A 16,868-nucleotide genomic window follows, 5' to 3' on the forward strand; every position below is an offset into this window, starting at 1 on the left:
AGTTCATGATCGGGTAATCCTGGATAGTAGACCTTTTCTACTGCTGGATGAGAGAAAAGAAAATCAGCTACTGCAAAAGCATTTTTTTGATGTTCCTCCATACGAACACTTAGAGTCTTGATTCCACGCTGAAGTAACCAGCTATCTTGAGGACCAAGAACGGCACCGATAGCATTTTGATAAAATCCGATCTGCTCAGCCAGCTCTTTATGTCTAGTAGTCACTAGACCAGCTACTACATCGCTGTGTCCGCCTAGATATTTGGTGCCGCTGTGGACAACGATATCAGAACCAAGATCTAATGGTCTTTGAAAATAAGGAGTAGCAAATGTGTTGTCAGCAATAACTATCAATCCATGTCGATGAGCCAGAGTGGCACTTTTTTCTAAATCAGTAATCTTTAGAAGCGGATTGCTAGGTGTTTCAAGATAAAGTGCTTTTGTATTGGGTTGGATGGATTGTTCTATTTTATCAAGATTGCTCGTATCTATGATCGTGTACTCGAGACCATTTTTAGTAAGAACCTTGTCAAATAGACGGAATGTTCCTCCATAGACATCATCTCCTAATAAGATATGATCGCCAGCTTCAAAAAGAGAAAAAACGGCATGAATCCCAGAAAGACCAGAAGAAAAAGCGAATCCTCGAACACCCCCTTCCAAATCAGCAATCAGTTCTTCCAATGCAAAACGAGTAGGATTACCAGATCTTGAATATTCATATTGTTTAGGATGACCGACTCCATCTTGCCGATAAGTGGATGTTTGATAAATAGGTACACTGACAGCTCCTGTTGTGGAATCTTCACTGATGCCTCCGTGGATCAATTTTGTTTGAATGTGCATGTTTCTTTCCTCCTATAAGTAAATGTTTTTTGATAAATAGCGGTCTGCTGCGTCTGGAAAAATCGTAACGACACGATGACCAGGTGGTAAACGACGAATTTCTCTTAATGCTGCTGCAAAAGCCGCACCACTCGAACTTCCAACTAATAGTCCTTGTTCTCGTGCTAATTGCCTAGTATAGTTAAACCCTTCTATATCAGAGATTGTCTCGATCTGATCGATTGAAAGGGGAGAAAGAAACGGCGGAATGAATTCTACACCGATACCCTCAATTTCATGAGGGGCTGGATCTCCGCCATTTAACACAGAGCCCTCTGGTTCTACACCGATTATTCGAATGTCGGGATATTTTTCTTTCAAAAAGGTAGAAGTTCCAGCAAAGGTTCCACCGCTACCGATCCCCGCCACAAAACTATGGATATCTTCTTTGATTTCATGAAAGATTTCCGGTCCTAACGTATGATAGTAAGCAGCGGGGTTATCTTTATTTTCAAATTGAAGAGGCAGATAGCTGTTCGATATCTCTTCTGCAAGTTTTTTACTTTTGCTGATGGCACCGACGATTCCTTTCTCACTAGGAGAATGGATGATCTTTGCTCCCAATGCTTTCATCAATTGTTGTTTTTCTAAGCTGAACTTCTCTGGAACAACAAAAATCGTTCTTAACCGATGTGTGAGTGCGGCCAGAGCAATCCCAATCCCTGTGTTTCCGGCAGTCGGTTCGATGATCGTCGTTTTTTCATTGATTTTTCCTTGGGCAAGTCCTTCTTTGATCAAATAACTGCCCAATCGATCTTTGATACTTCCTCCTGGATTTAAATATTCCAGTTTTGCATAAATAGCAGAACCTTTAGGCATAGAATAGTGCTGATTGTCAAAGCGATAAAGCGGTGTAGAACCAATAGCTTCTGTAATTGTCGAGATAATCATATGGACCTCCTAAAAAAGATAATAAAAAAAGGAGCTGACTATTAAATCAGCTCCTTGAAAGACATAGAGAAAAATTGAGTAGACAAAAAGGTAAGTTACCTGGTACTCATTCTATGAAGGGCAATTAATAGACATGACAAATAGTATGCTGCTTTTACGCACCATACAACAGCAACGATTCCATTGTTTTTGGTTGCTGACTGTCATGTGTATCCCTCCAAGTAAAATTTTTATTAACGATAGCATGAAAAAAAATAAAAGTCAAATGCTTGAAAGGAAAAATTTTTTGATAGTATCGTTTACCCGTATTTACTTTTTTTGTCAAATAGTCATGAAACCTTAAAAGATAGAGAATACTCTAGTTTTCTGACCGGTTGTCTGATACAATAAAGTTGATTATGATAAAGAAAAGAAGGAGCAAAAATAATGATCTCAGCAAGTGATTTAAGAGCCGGTATGACATTCGTTCAAGACGGTAAATTGATTAAAGTTCTGGATGCAAGCCACCATAAACCTGGTAAAGGAAATACAGTTATGCGTATGAAACTGAAAGATGTCCGTTCAGGCGCAACATACGATACAACGTTCAGACCAGAAGAAAAATTTGAAAAAGCACATATCGACACAAAACCTGTGCAATATTTGTACACGATGGACGATACAGCTTTCTTCATGGATTTGGAAACATATGAACAATATGAAATTCCTGTAGAAACAGTAGAAGAAGAAATGAAATATATCCTAGAAAACATGGAAGTAAAAATCCAATTCTTCGGTAGCGAAGTTATCGGTGTTCAATTACCAACAACTGTCGTGTTGCGTGTCGTGGAAACACAACCTTCAATCAAAGGTGCAACAGTTACTGGTTCAGGTAAACCAGCGACAATGGAAACTGGCTTAGTGGTCAATGTTCCTGACTTCATCGAAACAGATGAATTATTGGAAATCAATACAGCAGAAGGTTCTTATGTAAAACGTGCGTCAAAATAATGAGCTGACGAATTGATAAGAAGTTGAAAAACATAGCTTGGCCTCTTGAAAAGTGGATCATCCGATCTGCCTTTCAAGAGGTTTTTTGTAGAATCAGCCGATTGAAAAATAAAAAAGTATTTGTTTTATTTACACTTTGAAATACAATTTAATTGAAAGATGTGATCTGTCGAATATTTTGAAAGAGAGGAATCTTTATGGGATTCATCCTATTACTGTTTTTTTATCTTTTGATTTTTTTGTTGTGGGCAATAATTGTAACGCTTGCATTTCCAGAAGTGGCTTTGTACATAATTGTTGTTTTGTTTTCGATGTTCCTTCCGAATGAAATAGGTGGGCGATATATTGAATTATTGGAATTTTTTCAGCCTATCATCCATTATTTTCAACGATTTACAGAAGCGCATCTATCTGTAAAATTATTTATTCTTTTAAGCATTCCACTGAGTTACCTGCTGTTGTCTAGTCTATTACAATTTTATGGTATTTATCCATTGCAGATCATAGGATCATGTATGACGATCATTACTGTTTTTTATTTATTAAATGTTATTTTTCAATTAGCTTTGATTTGGAATATTTTGTTGACAGTTCCGATCTCTCTCGTAGCAATTGGTATCCGTTTAGTTGTTTATCATTCTTTGAATAAGTATTTTCGTAAGTGTACGTATTTATTCACTTTTTTACTCAAAGAAAAAAATGAAAAGAAAGATACTTCTGATCATACGCAACAATCATCTGATCAAAATAGGAACAACGAAAAAACTTCTTTAGTAATCAACGAGCCTTTTGAACTGGAAGCTTATTTTAGGCTGATCTTAGGTGTAGATGAACAGGCAACAAAAGAAGAGATCAAACATGCCTATCGACAAAAAGTCATGAAGTATCATCCAGATAAATCCGTAGAAGAAAATGCGAAAGAAAAGTACGAAGAGATTATCGAAGCCTATAAATATTTGAAATAGTTTCAAATTGCCATGTTTCCTTTTATTTTCCTACTGCTTGTATAACCAAGACAGCGTTTTCTTTCTCTTTATATTAAAATAATATTATAATTAAATTAGTTTAAAAAGAGAAAACGGAGGCTGAATAATGGAGAAGCATACGACGAAAGAGACACAGAAAGAAAATAGCAACGTAAAAAAACAATTGAACTTTGCGGATAATCATGAATTTATGTTAGCTAGCCAGAATTGTGTCGCTCCCTTTAACCATTTAGAGATTATTCAAGACGGAAAAGTTATATGGAGCCAGAAAGCTTATGCATTTTTAGAAGAGGAATGTCCAAACTGTGCGAATCCAAGTCTTTGGGAAAATGCGCGATGTAACCATCAAACGGGTCTCTTTCGTGTCACTGAGCAAATCTTTCAGTTACGGGGATTTGATATGGCCAACCTCACACTGGTTCTTACTCCAAACAATAAATGGATTGTCTTTGATACATTGATGAGTATCGAATGTTCAAGAGCAGCGATTGAGTTTGCGGATCGCTGGTTTAATGAAAACGGGTATCCAGAAGTGGAGGGGAATCTTGCAGGAATCATTATCAGTCATTCCCATGTCGATCATTTTGGTGGCATACGCGGTTTGTTTAAAGACTTCAAAGTAGATCCTTCTGTTCCGATTTATGTACCTGAAGGATTTACGGAAGCTGCTATTTCTGAGAACCTTATGGTAGGGAAGGCCATGGGAAGAAGAGCAGTCTTTCAATATGGCTCTTCCTTAGAAAAAAGTCCATTTGGTTCCTTATCTGTTGGGATTGGACAAGGACAATCTACAGGCACGATCAGTTTTGAGCTTCCTACTTGTGAGATCACTGAAAATAAAATAATCGCTATCGATGGATTAGATCTGGATTTCCAATTGACCCCTGGCACAGAAGCCCCTGCCGAAATGAATACGTATATTCCAGCATATCAAGCGCTTTGGATGGCAGAAAACTGCACTTGTACGATGCATAATCTTTATACTCTGCGAGGGGCACAGATACGAGATGGAAAAAGCTGGTCGAGATACCTTATCGAGGCACAACGGCGCTATGGACCAAAAGCAAAAGTATTGTTCCATGCGCATACTTGGCCGCGGTACGCCACTGAGGAGGAACCAGATGCTATTAACAGGTATTTACTAGACCAAGCACGGTTATATAAAGGAATTCATGATGAATCACTTAAAGCTGTCAATGCCGGGTATACCATAAACGAATTAGCAGAACAAGTCGCTTTGCCAGAAGAGCTGACAAACCAGTGGTATCTAAGACCATATTACGGAACGATTGCTCATAATAGCAAGGCGGTTTATCAAAAGTATATCGGTTGGTATGATTCAAATCCGGTGAATTTAAATCCGCTTCCTCCTGAACGGGAAGCGAAACAAATGGTAAAGTACATGGGTGGAGCAGAGGCCATCTTAGAAAAAGCACATGAAGATTATGAAAAAGGAAATTATCAATGGGCGGCAAAAGTTACGAATTTGGTCATTTACGCAGATCCTGAAAATAAAGAGGCAAGAGCGCTTTGCCGACGATCGTTGACACAATTGGGGTATCAATCGGAATCTGGGGCTTGGCGAAATGAGTACTTGACTGGAGCACTGGAATTAAAGGAAGATGTGGACTTGTTTTCAATTGAATCGGCTGATTCGTCAGAGTTATCGGCACAGATGAATGGAGAAATGTTGCTGGATTATTTAAGCATCCATACTATCTCGACCAAAAAACAACAGACGGGCATGGTAAAGTTCACAGATGATTGGCAACTTTCAAATGGTCAAATCCATTCATTGACAACGACTTATTTCATCGATTACTGGCAAGGAATTTTGACTTATTATCCTATTTCTTCAGACAAAGAGGAGGTCACGCTCATTTATGAAGGAAAAAGATTAGCATTCCTCCAGCAAATGCTTGATTCCTCGGGTGAACCACGAAACTGGTCCATGCTTTTTAAAGCAGATACAAACAACTATTTCAATATCATGGAACCGTGAAAATAGTTGAAATAACTCATAAATTTAAGATATCCGAACGATATGGAAGTAAAAAGGGTTTATCATCGCTAAACAGCGATAAACCTCTGCTGGTATGCAGGAATATTCTTCTGATAGTTCGGATATTTTATTTTTTGTACCCATTTTTATTTTTGTTTTAAAAAAATGTTTCGAAATATACTAGACAATTCAGAAAATTTTGTATAATATTATTCCAATAAAATTCAAATCTTTATCAAATGAAATTCCAATAAAAACGGAAAAAATGTGAAAAGAGGAATGAAAAAATGACAGAATTGATAATTGGCGGAGTCACAGCAAGCACATTAGCAGAAAAGTATCAGACACCTCTGTATGTGTATGACGAAGAAAAGATGAGACAAACGATGCTGTCATTCAAGCGAGGCTTTGTATCGAAGCATTTTGATACAAAAGTGCTTTACGCCTCTAAAGCATTCCAAACGATTGAGATGCTACGTTTAGTCCATGAATATGGATTTGGGCTGGATGTTGTCAGCGGTGGGGAAATCTATACCGCTTTGCAAGCTGATTTTCCTAGAGATGCTATTTATTTCCATGGTAATAACAAGACCCCAGAAGAACTGATCTATGCACTTGAAAATGAGTTGTTGCATGTTGTTGCCGATAATTTGATGGAAGTCGAGTTATTAGAAGAATTAAGCCAACGCTATTCTAAAAAAGTCGATGTCATGCTTCGGTTGAATGTCGGTGTAGAAGCCCATACTCATGAATATATCGTCACTGCACATATTGATTCAAAATTCGGCATGAGCTATGAAAGTAAAGAGTGTCAGCAAGCTCTCCAATTGATAAAAGAAAGCAGCTATCTAGAGTTAGAAGGTTTTCATGCCCATATTGGGTCACAAATTTTTGATGTTACTGCTTGGCTAGCTGAAATCGACAAATTGACGAGTTACTTAACCGATTTTGAGCAACCACTTTCCTTGAATCTCGGGGGAGGATTCGGGATTCGTTATACACAAAATGATCAGCCAATCCCAATCGAAGAGGCACTAAAAAAGCTGATTGAATATACGGAAGAAGCTTTGGACAAACGAAAACTGACGATTCGTCAACTACTGATCGAACCAGGAAGAAGTATTGTTGGGGAAGCTGGTACAACACTATACACGATTGGCTTCATCAAAAAGACACCACATAAAAAATATTACTTTGTAGATGGCGGGATGACAGATAATATCCGCCCAGCTCTGTATCAGGCAGCATACGATTGTGATTTAGCAGAAAAATTGTCGGAAGAAAAAACAGAAAAAGTGACGATTGCAGGAAAAATGTGTGAATCAGGAGATGTGGTAATCAAAGAAACTTATTTGCCGAAAGCAAAATCAGGTGATCTTTTAGCTGTTTATTCCACGGGGGCTTACGGATACTCAATGAGCAGCAACTACAATCGAGCGACACGACCAGCAGTTGTTTTTGTCAATAATGGTCAATCAAGACTGGTTGTTCGCAGACAAGCATTTTCTGATCTACTAAGGGGGGAAGTTTCTTATGATCCTTCATAAATATAATGGCTGTGGAAATGATTTTATCTTATTAGATTACACAGAGGATACGAATTATAGTCAATTAGCCGCTTCTTTATGCGCAAAAGAAAAATATGACACAGACGGATTGATCGCCGTAAAAACCGATCCGTTGGAAATGATCTATTACAACAAAGATGGTAGCCGTGCCCCTATGTGCGGAAATGGTATTCGCTGTTTTGCTCGATATGTGAATGATCAAAATAGGATGGATGAACAGGAATTCAACGTAGAGACGTTAGCAGGCACAAGAAAAATTACGGTGTTGGATCCCTCACCTTTTTATTGCAGCGTAGATATGGGAGTGCCAGATGATTCTCCAGAAAAAATCAAAGCTGCACAATCTTATCCAATAAAAAACCAGGAAATAGAAATTGGTGGCGAAAAAGTAACGATCACTAGTTTATTTTTAGGGACGATCCATACCGTTGTTTTTGTTGAAAATGCGCGTGAGGAAGTTTGGAAAAAAAGAGGCGAACTGATCTGTCATCATCCTTTATTCAAAGAAAAAACCAATGTCAACTTTGTAGAAGTAGTCAATGAACAAGAATTGACCGTCCGTACCTATGAAAGAGGAGTAGGTTGGACACTTGCTTGCGGTACAGGTTGCTGTGCCTCTTATGCGGTTGCGAAGGAAACTGGGAAGATTTCAGCAGATCAGGTAGTCGTTCACTTGGAACAAGGAGACTTGATGATCTCTGGTGAGGATACGATACAAATGGCTGGTCCAGCAGTTCATGAATGGACAAGAATATTGGAGGAATGAAGATGATAAAAGGTTCGATCGTGGCGCTGATCACGCCGATGAATGAAGAGGGATCAGTAGATTATGCTGGTTTGGAAAAATTGATCCAATTCCATTTAGATGAACAAACAGACGGATTATTAGTTTTGGGTACAACAGGAGAATCTTCTACACTCACACAATCTGAGGAGGAGAAGATCCTTCAACTGACAGTAAAGAAAGTGGCTGGCCGTGTGCCGGTGATTGCAGGAGCTGGAACGAATAATACGAAAGAAACGATTGAAAAAGCGAAGCATTTTGCTTCTTTGGGCGCAGATGCACTTTTGGTCATCACTCCTTACTACAACAAAACAAGTGATGCAGGATTAGCTGCTCATTTCACAGCAATTGCAGAAGCTTCACCAATTCCGCTTATTTTATATAATGTCCCTTCTAGAACAGGCATGTCGATTCCAATCCATGTACTAGTAGATTTAGCAGAACATCCTAATATCATTGGTTTGAAAGAAGCCTCAGGAGATATGGCTTATGTGATGGATGCCGCTCGATTGATTAGCGAAAAATTCAGCCTTTACAGCGGAAATGATGATTTGATCCTGCCAGTAATGAGTGTAGGAGGGAGCGGTGTAATCAGTGTATGGGCAAATATCCAGCCTAAAATAGTCCATGAGTTAGTAAAAGATATGATGGACGGAAGATGGCAGCAAGCAAAAGAAAAACAATTAAATGCACTTGAGCTGATCCATGCCTTGTTCAGTGAGACCAATCCTATTCCTGTCAAAGCAGCTATGTCATTATTAAATTTACCTTCAGGACCTCTACGCCTGCCTTTAGTGTCCCTTTCGGAAGAGAAAAAGAAACAATTAGCTCAGCTTTTGCTAAGGGAAAGGACGGTTGAAAAATGAAAATCGGACTGATTGGCAGTGGACAGATGGGGAATAGAGTCGAAGAAGTTGCACAAGAAAGAGAAGACACGGTCCTTCTTTTACGGACGGCACCTAAAGAAGCAACTACACTTGCTTTTACGGAACTGCCAGAACTGCTTATTGATTTTTCTCATCCAGATAATTTAGAGATGATCCTTTCGTATAGCTTGTCTTATCAACTTCCGTTAGTCATTGGCACGACAGGTTATACACAATCACAGTTCCAAGAAATGGAAGAACATGCCAAGCAGGTACCTGTGATGTATAGTGCTAATTTTTCGTTAGGCATCATGGTGATGAACCAACTGATCAAGCAAGCAGCTGCAATGTTGCAAGGCTGGCAGATCGAACTGATTGAAAAACATCATAGTCGTAAAAAAGATGCACCATCTGGTACCGCGAATATGCTTCTTCAAACAATCCAAGAAGTACAAAAGCTTCAGCCTGTATACAACTGGCAAGGACAAAAAAGAGAAGAAAATCAAATTGGTGTACACAGTATTCGTGCAGGTTCTTTACCTGGTGAACATGAGGTAATGTTTGCAGCTCCCGATGAAGTATTTACGGTCAAACATGAATCTTTTTCTAATCGAATCTTTGCTGCAGGTGCAGTAGAAGCAGCGGACTGGTTGAAAAATCAGCCACCAGGTTATTACAAATTAGAAGATTTATTAATGGATAAAGGGGTGTAAGAAACGTGGAAGCTCAAGAAATCATCCGCTACGTTCAAACGGCATCTAAAAAGACGCCTGTGAAAGTCTATCTGAATGTAACCGAGCCAATCAAATTTAAAGACAGCAAAGTTTTTGGTGAAGGAAACAGCTTCGTTGTTTTTGGTGACTACGAGTCGATTGCTCCGGTTTTAGAAGCTGAAGCGGAAAAAATCATTGAAATCGAAATCGAAACTGCTGCAAGATACAGTGCAGTTCCTTTGCTGGATATCAAAAAAATTAATGCCCGTATCGAACCAGGTGCTATTATCAGAGATCAAGTGTCCATCGGCAACAATGCCGTGATCATGATGGGAGCGATTATCAATATCGGTGCAGTAATCGGTGAAAACACGATGATTGATATGGGTGCTGTCTTAGGTGGACGAGCGACAGTGGGCAAAAACTGCCATATTGGTGCAGGAGCTGTCTTAGCGGGTGTAATCGAACCCGCATCGGCTAAACCGGTTATCGTAGAAGATGGCGTGCTGGTAGGTGCGAATGCAGTGATTGTTGAAGGTGTCCATATCGGAAAAGATGCAGTCGTGGCAGCAGGAGCAGTGGTTTTAGAAGATGTGGCAGCAGGCACTGTTGTCGGTGGAATACCTGCACGTGTCTTGAAAATAAGTGATGATCAGACAAAAGAAAATACAGCATTGATTGCTGCGTTACGCGAATTATAGAGGAGATGGAGAAAAATGCGCGAAATAGATACCTGTATTGTGGGGGCAACCGGATTAGTCGGACAAACGATGCTCAAAGTGTTAGAAGAATATGATTTTCCAGTAGGACAATTGAAATTATTAGCGTCAAAACGTTCAGCTGGCAAAGTTTGTGTATTCAAGGGGAAGAAACACACTGTACAGGAATTGACAGAAACTTCATTTGAAGGATATGATTTAGCGCTATTTTCTGCAGGTGCTTCTGTATCCAAAGAGTTTGCGCCAATCGCAAGAAGTCAAGGATTATTTGTTATAGATAATTCCTCGGCATGGCGAGAAGATTCGGATATTCCATTGATCGTTCCAGAGGTCAATCTTGAAGACTATACATTGAATCGGCTGATTGCGAATCCAAATTGTTCAACCATTCAAGCGGTACTACCGCTTAAAGCTTTACAAGAAGCCTTTGGAATCCAACGAGTCAATTATTCGACCTATCAAGCAGTTTCTGGTTCTGGACAGAAAGGTATCCAAGATCTTTACCGCACGCAAAATGACGAGGAACCAGCTTTGTATCCTTATAATATTAGTCAAACGGTGATTCCAGAAATCGATCAGCCTTTGGAAAACGGCTATACCAAAGAAGAACAGAAAATGATAAATGAGACCCGTAAGATTCTGCATCAGCCTGATTTGCCAGTATCAGCAACCTGTGTACGTGTGCCAATCGAGAATGGACACGGAGTCTCGGTGGCCGTTCAGTTGCAAAAAGAGTTTACGATTGAAGAAGTTAAAGAGTGTCTCAGTCAGTTTCCAGGAATCCAATTAGAAGATGATCTAGCAGCACATAAATATCCAACGAGCATTCTTGCTAGAGGAACAGATACGGTTTATGCTGGGAGGATCAGAAAAGACACCTCTTTAGAGAACGGACTGTTGTTCTATACAACTGCCGATAACATACGCAAAGGAGCCGCTGCGAATGCCGTACAGATTGCTGCAGCTTTAATGCAGAAAATAGCGGAGGTGGCAAGATGAGTAATACGCTGAAAATAGCAAAATTCGGCGGAACATCGATGTCTCATGAAGAACAATTCAAAAAAGTCCGTACAATTGTTCTTTCAGATCCCAATCGTCAAGTGATCGTTGTTTCTGCTTTAGGCAAACGTACATCAGATGATGACAAAGTAACAGACTTACTTTATTTGATTTATGCCTACCTTCAGCATCATGTTGATTGGACACCCCTTTGGGAAAGGATCTGTGAACGTTTCATTCAAGTAAGAGACCTTCTTGACCTGCAGTTACCTATGGAAGAGGAACTGGCACGCATACAAAAACAACTGGAAGATGAAAAGATAACTGAAGATTATTTAGTAAGCAGAGGTGAATATCTGACTGCTCGACTGATGGCTGAGTATCTTGGTTACCAGTTCATTGATGCAAAGGACCTGCTGTTCTTTGACTATGATGGAAAAATCGATGAGGAAAAAACAGCACAGGAAATCACAAAAGCATTTAAAAGATATCCGAAAATGGTTGTTCCAGGATTTTACGGGGCAAACCCTGCAGGCAAAGAAAAATTATTGGGACGTGGGGGAAGCGACATTACTGGCGCGTTACTGGCGAAAATGCTACAAGCGGCGAGTTATGAGAATTGGACAGATGTTTCAGGAATCATGATGGCTGATCCGAGAATCATCGATCATCCTAAAATCATCGAGGAAATCTCTTTTAGAGAACTGAGAGAGATGGCTTATATGGGGGCTAATGTTCTTCATGAAGCAGCTGTTTTCCCAGTTCAAGAGGCGGATATCCCCATCCAAATAAAAAATACCAATGATCCTTTCGCTCAAGGAACAAAAATATCGAATCACGAAGTGGAAAAGGAAAATGGACTGACAGGAATAGCTGGACGCAAGGATTTTCTTTCGATCACTTTATTCAAACGTCATATGTCCGATGAAATCGGGTTTATCTGGAAAGCAATGAGCATTTTTGCTAAACATGAGATATCAATCGAACATATTCCTTCAGGGATCGACAATATCGGAGTGATCGTCTCAGCAGAAGCGATTGCCGATAAATTATTTCTCATCACGAAAGAATTAAAAGAAACACTTGGCGTGGAAGAAATCGTCGTGATCGAAGACTTAGCTTTGATCTCTGTCGTTGGCGGACCGCATAAAGAATTGATCGGTTTATCTGGAAAAGTGTTATCGATATTGAATAAATTAGAAATTCGCACATCGATCTTATCACAAGGAGCACAGGAGTTGAATCTAATCATCGGTGTACCGAATGATCAGTATGAAACCGTAGTGAAGGGTATCTATGAAGGGATGGTGAATACGGATGCTGAAAGAATATCGAATGGCACTCCATCAAATTCCTGAAATCGGATTTCATGAATTCAAAACAAAAAAATATTTATATGAACAAGTAAAAAATAGTGGAGCCGTTATCCATGAAATCGGCGAAACAGGACTGCTTCTTTATTTTGATAATCAACAAGAAGAAACGATTGCTTTTCGAACAGATATCGATGCACTGCCAGTCAAAGAAGAAACAAATCTCTCTTTTGCTTCTAAGCATGAAGGGTATATGCATGCATGTGGTCATGACGGACATATGGCGATGCTTTTAGGGTTGACCGACTTTATAACTGAACACATCGAGGAGCTTATTTATAATGTAGTACTGATCTATCAGCCATCAGAAGAAATTTCCGGCGGCGCACAAAGTGTTATTCAGTCAGGATTGTTAGATAAATATGAAGTACAAGCAATATTTGGCTTTCATCTATGGCCTGGACTAGCGAAAGGAGAAGTTTTTTCTCGACCAGGACCTTTGATGGCACAAAGCAGTGAAACAGACATTATCATCAAGGGCCAGTCCGCGCATATTGCTTCTAGTGAAAAAGGAATCGATAGTCTGGAGGCAGCTGTACGATTTTTGAAAAATGTTTATGATTTTGATCGGCAATTACCGGCAGAGTGGAATCATCTAATGAAATTTGGTCAAATCCAAGGTGGAACGATCCGAAATGTTTTAGCTGGAGAAGTTATTGTATCCGGAAGTATCCGTTCTTACAGTTCAGATATGCAAAATTATTTGAAGAGGGGATTAGCCCATTTAGCAGAACAGTTTCACTCTGCAGCTACTATTTCTTTCCGCTATAATGACGGCTATCCAGCTGTAATCAATCATAGAGGCTTATACGCAGCATTGTCGGATTCAAACAAACTACATGAATTAGAGGATCCAGTTCTTCAAGCCGAAGATTTTGGCATATATACGCAACAATATCCATGTGTATTTTTCTTTTTAGGTGTCGGTGATACCCCTGCTTTACATGATCCGACGTTCGATTTTGATATGGATGTTTTAGAAAATGGTGTAGAATGGTACAAAACGATTCTTTTTACAGAAAATCTTCTTGAAGAAATCGATAGCAGTTCAAAAGAGGAGCGAGTAAATAATGATGAATTTATCCAATCGATTTAATCCTAGGCTTTCTAGAATAGAAGTATCTAAAATACGGCAATTCGATCAGCAAATATCGTCGATACCAGATGTGATCAAGCTCACCTTGGGAGAACCGGATTTTCCGACTCCCGAACATGTCAAACAAGCCGGAATAACAGCGATTGAAGAAGACTTTTCTCACTATACCGGAATGAGAGGACTGGAGGAACTGCGGGAAGCTGCTTGTATGTTTCAGCAGCAGCGTTATGGATTAACTTATGATCCGCAAACGGAAGTTTTGACGACGGTTGGTGCAACGGAAGCGATTGCTTCTGCATTGTTATCTGTTTTAGAAGAAGGAGACAAGGTTCTTATTCCAGCGCCTGCTTATTCAGGATATCAGCCATTAGTGGAACTAGCTGGTGCTGAATTGATCCCGATAGATACTTCTGACACAGGGTTTGTCTGTCAGCCGGAACAATTTGAACGAGCATTTGAACAATATGGATCAGCTATCAAAGCAGTCATTTTAAATTATCCTAACAATCCCACTGGGACGACATTGTCTGCAAGCCAGTTGGAAGCAATCGCTGAAGTTTTAAAAAAATATCCGGTATTTGTTATAAGTGATGAAGTATATGCTGAATTGACTTACAGTGGAACGCATATGTCCATAGCTGCTTATCTTCCGGAACAAACAATCGTGATAAGCGGGCTATCCAAGTCACATGCGATGACTGGTTGGCGAGTGGGGTTTATTTTTGCTCAAAAAGCCCTTATTGACGAACTAATTAAAGTCCATCAATATCTGGTGACTGCGGCTACAACGATGTCGCAAAAAGCTGCGGCTGAAGCGCTAATAAATGGAGTAAAAGATAGCGAGAACATGAAAGAGCAATATCAAACACGAAGAGACTATCTGGTCCAGCAATTGGCGCCTTTAGGATTTGAAGTGACTCAGCCAAACGGTGCATTTTATTTATTTTGCAAACTCCCAGTTGTCATTCAAACCGACTCTTGGCAGTTTTGTGTAGACTTAGCGGAACAGGCAAAAGTTGCGTGTATCCCTGGCATTGCATTTGGCCCAGAAGGAGAAGGCTATATACGAATTTCTTATGCTAGCAGTATGGAAAACTTACATGAAGCGTGCAAACGGATCAAAGACTTTTTAACAGAACGGTGATTCATGAATTTTCTCAAAAAACAATCGGCATCTTCGCGGTATATTCTGCAAGCTGCCGATTGTTTTTTAAATTTGGTTCAAATGAACGCGTTTCTTTTGATTCATAACTGATGTAATGTTAAGTTTAAATTGTTTAGAATGATTTTAAAAGAATATTCAAGGAGGTTTCATCAATGGAAAAAATCAAAGTTGTCATTGTAGGTGCATCTCATGGAGGGCATCAATCGATCTTGGAACTATTGACACGATACGGTGAAAATGTAGATATCACGCTATTTGAAGCAGGAGACTATGTTTCCTTCATGTCATGCGGTATGGAGCTGTATCTAGAAGACAAGGTAACAGATGTAAATGATGTACGTAATTTCAGACCAGAAAACTTTCCGCAATCCAATGTTCATATTTTAAATAATCACGAAGTAAAAACGATCGATGCAGATAAAAAAACAGTAACGGTTACTAGCGCATCAGATAACGAAACAAAAGAATATCCTTATGATAAATTGATCTTGAGTTCTGGTGTCAAACCAAACAATTTGCCAGTACCAGGGGCAGATTTAGAAAATGTCTACTTGATGCGTGGATACAATTGGGCAACCAAAATCAAAGAAAAATTAAATGATCCGGCTATTAAAAAAATCGCTGTCGTAGGTGCTGGTTACATTGGGATCGAAGCAGCAGAAGCAAGCCGAAAAGCTGGGAAAGAAGTCGTCTTGCTTGATGTGATCGACAGACCCTTAGGCACTTATTTAGATGCTGAGATGACAGACATTTTAGAACAACACCTAAATGAAAACGGTATTGAAGTTTTGACAAACGCCAAAATCGAAGCCTTTACCGGAAACGGAAAAGTGGAAGCAATCAAAACAAGTGAAAAAGAAATCCCAGCAGATTTAGTCATCCAAGCTGCTGGTGTGAAGGCAAATACTGAATGGTTAAAAGGGATCGTCGACTTAGATGAACGTGGCTGGATCCAAACGAATGAATACTTGCAAACAAATCTTCCAGATGTGTATGCAGTAGGAGATGCTACACTTGCTTATTCTATCCCAGCACGCAAAAAAATGCCGATCGCTTTAGCGACTGTTGCACGTAGAGAAGCACGTTATGTAGTAAAACATCTTTTTGAAGAAGTACCAAACAAACCGTTCGGCGGAGTCGTAGGTTCCTCCGCATTAAGTGTCTTCGACTACCATTTTGCAGCAAGCGGATTGAATAGCTTCACTGCAGCAAAAGCAGGAGTAGATGTACGAGTGTCTTATTATGAAGATACGTTACGACCAAAATATGTACCAGAAGAACAAGGAAATCCAAAAGTGTCCATCCAATTATTCTCAGATCCAATGACCCATCAATTGCTAGGAGGAGCAGTATTATCTACCTATGATGTTACAGGTCAAGGAAATGTGTTGGCACTAGCGATACAAAATAAACTGACTTTAGAAGAACTGGCAGAAGCCGACTTCTTCTTCCAACCAGGTTTTGACCGACAATGGAGCATGTTGAATCTAGCCGCTCAACAAGCACTAGGAGAAGAACCATTTGTAGAATAAGGAAACGAAATATTTGAAAAGAGGTTGTGACAGAAGTGGTCAGCTTCAAGAAATAAGAAGGAATTGACGGAAATTGCTTCTCAAATTTTTGTGAAATTTCGGCTTATTTCCGTAGAAGCTACTTCTGGAACACCGTGTATCAGAGGTTGTGAAAAAGCTGCCCTGCATCAAGTAATAAGAACAGTCAAGTAAAAACAGCTTCTTATGTTTTTAACTTGGTTGGACTTATTACCGCAGATGCAAGCTTTTGAACACCGTTTACCAAGAGGTTGTAAAATCAGTGTTTTGAACTGAGTATTA

General features: G+C 39.5%; 15 protein-coding genes (1 of these 15 running past the window's edge). 13 read left to right on the forward strand and 2 right to left on the reverse strand.

What is annotated here, in order from left to right; translation table 11 throughout:
* Nucleotides 1-845, reverse strand: partial view of a cystathionine gamma-synthase gene (locus tag QK255_RS02255; RefSeq protein ID WP_002292688.1) — the 5' portion only. The gene continues 301 nt to the left of window position 1, outside the view; only the first 845 of its 1,146 coding nucleotides appear in the window; it begins with the start codon at nt 843-845; its stop codon lies off the left edge, out of view.
* A gap of 12 nt (nt 846-857) precedes the next feature.
* Nucleotides 858-1,775: a PLP-dependent cysteine synthase family protein gene (locus QK255_RS02260; RefSeq protein WP_002292689.1), complete on the reverse strand. Its 918-nt coding sequence runs from the start codon at nt 1,773-1,775 to the stop codon at nt 858-860.
* A 426-nt stretch (nt 1,776-2,201) separates the two neighbouring features.
* Between QK255_RS02260 and efp the strand changes: the two genes are divergently transcribed.
* The 13 genes from efp to QK255_RS02325 all read left to right on the forward strand — a co-directional run bounded on the left by efp (nt 2,202) and on the right by QK255_RS02325 (nt 16,568).
* Entirely contained in the window at nt 2,202-2,765 is a 564-nt protein-coding gene (gene efp, locus QK255_RS02265) for an elongation factor P (protein ID WP_002289434.1), read from the forward strand.
* Nucleotides 2,766-2,962: 197 nt separating this feature from the next.
* Nucleotides 2,963-3,730 (forward strand): J domain-containing protein, encoded by a 768-nt coding sequence (locus QK255_RS02270; RefSeq protein WP_002292693.1) that lies wholly within the window; start codon nt 2,963-2,965, stop codon nt 3,728-3,730.
* A 127-nt stretch (nt 3,731-3,857) separates the two neighbouring features.
* Nucleotides 3,858-5,753 carry an alkyl/aryl-sulfatase gene (locus QK255_RS02275; RefSeq protein WP_002292694.1) on the forward strand — a complete coding sequence of 632 codons (1,896 nt, stop codon included), beginning with the start codon at nt 3,858-3,860 and terminating at the stop codon, nt 5,751-5,753.
* A gap of 287 nt (nt 5,754-6,040) precedes the next feature.
* On the forward strand, nt 6,041-7,300 hold the full coding sequence (gene lysA / locus QK255_RS02280) for a diaminopimelate decarboxylase (RefSeq protein ID WP_002291394.1): 1,260 nt from the start codon (nt 6,041-6,043) through the stop codon (nt 7,298-7,300).
* Nucleotides 7,287-8,087 (forward strand): diaminopimelate epimerase, encoded by an 801-nt coding sequence (dapF, locus tag QK255_RS02285; RefSeq protein ID WP_002291395.1) that lies wholly within the window; start codon nt 7,287-7,289, stop codon nt 8,085-8,087. Before lysA ends, dapF begins: the two co-directional genes overlap by 14 nt.
* Before the next feature lie 2 nt (nt 8,088-8,089).
* Entirely contained in the window at nt 8,090-8,971 is an 882-nt protein-coding gene (gene dapA, locus QK255_RS02290) for a 4-hydroxy-tetrahydrodipicolinate synthase (protein WP_002291396.1), read from the forward strand.
* Nucleotides 8,968-9,684, forward strand: a complete 717-nt coding sequence (gene dapB / locus QK255_RS02295) for a 4-hydroxy-tetrahydrodipicolinate reductase (protein ID WP_002291397.1) — start codon at nt 8,968-8,970, stop codon at nt 9,682-9,684. Before dapA ends, dapB begins: the two co-directional genes overlap by 4 nt.
* 5 nt (nt 9,685-9,689) lie before the next feature.
* Nucleotides 9,690-10,385, forward strand: a complete 696-nt coding sequence (dapD, locus tag QK255_RS02300; protein ID WP_002291400.1) for a 2,3,4,5-tetrahydropyridine-2,6-dicarboxylate N-acetyltransferase — start codon at nt 9,690-9,692, stop codon at nt 10,383-10,385.
* 15 nt (nt 10,386-10,400) lie between these two features.
* Nucleotides 10,401-11,402 (forward strand): aspartate-semialdehyde dehydrogenase, encoded by a 1,002-nt coding sequence (locus tag QK255_RS02305; RefSeq protein WP_002291401.1) that lies wholly within the window; start codon nt 10,401-10,403, stop codon nt 11,400-11,402.
* Between the two features lie 8 nt (nt 11,403-11,410).
* Nucleotides 11,411-12,760: an aspartate kinase gene (locus QK255_RS02310; RefSeq protein WP_002314502.1), complete on the forward strand. Its 1,350-nt coding sequence runs from the start codon at nt 11,411-11,413 to the stop codon at nt 12,758-12,760.
* Nucleotides 12,720-13,871, forward strand: coding sequence for a M20 family metallopeptidase (locus QK255_RS02315; protein ID WP_002291404.1), 1,152 nt, complete (start codon nt 12,720-12,722; stop codon nt 13,869-13,871). Before QK255_RS02310 ends, QK255_RS02315 begins: the two co-directional genes overlap by 41 nt.
* Entirely contained in the window at nt 13,846-15,015 is a 1,170-nt protein-coding gene (locus QK255_RS02320) for a pyridoxal phosphate-dependent aminotransferase (protein WP_002291405.1), read from the forward strand. The genes QK255_RS02315 and QK255_RS02320 overlap by 26 nt, the downstream gene beginning before the upstream one ends.
* A 173-nt stretch (nt 15,016-15,188) precedes the next feature.
* The gene (locus QK255_RS02325) at nt 15,189-16,568 is read left to right on the forward strand and encodes an FAD-dependent oxidoreductase (protein ID WP_002291406.1); all 1,380 of its coding nucleotides are present in this window, start codon (nt 15,189-15,191) and stop codon (nt 16,566-16,568) included.
* The last annotated feature ends 300 nt before the right edge of the window (nt 16,569-16,868 follow it).

Source organism: Enterococcus sp. ZQ21 (genome assembly GCF_030053755.1).
Classification (GTDB): Bacteria; Bacillota; Bacilli; order Lactobacillales; family Enterococcaceae; genus Enterococcus_B; species Enterococcus_B lactis.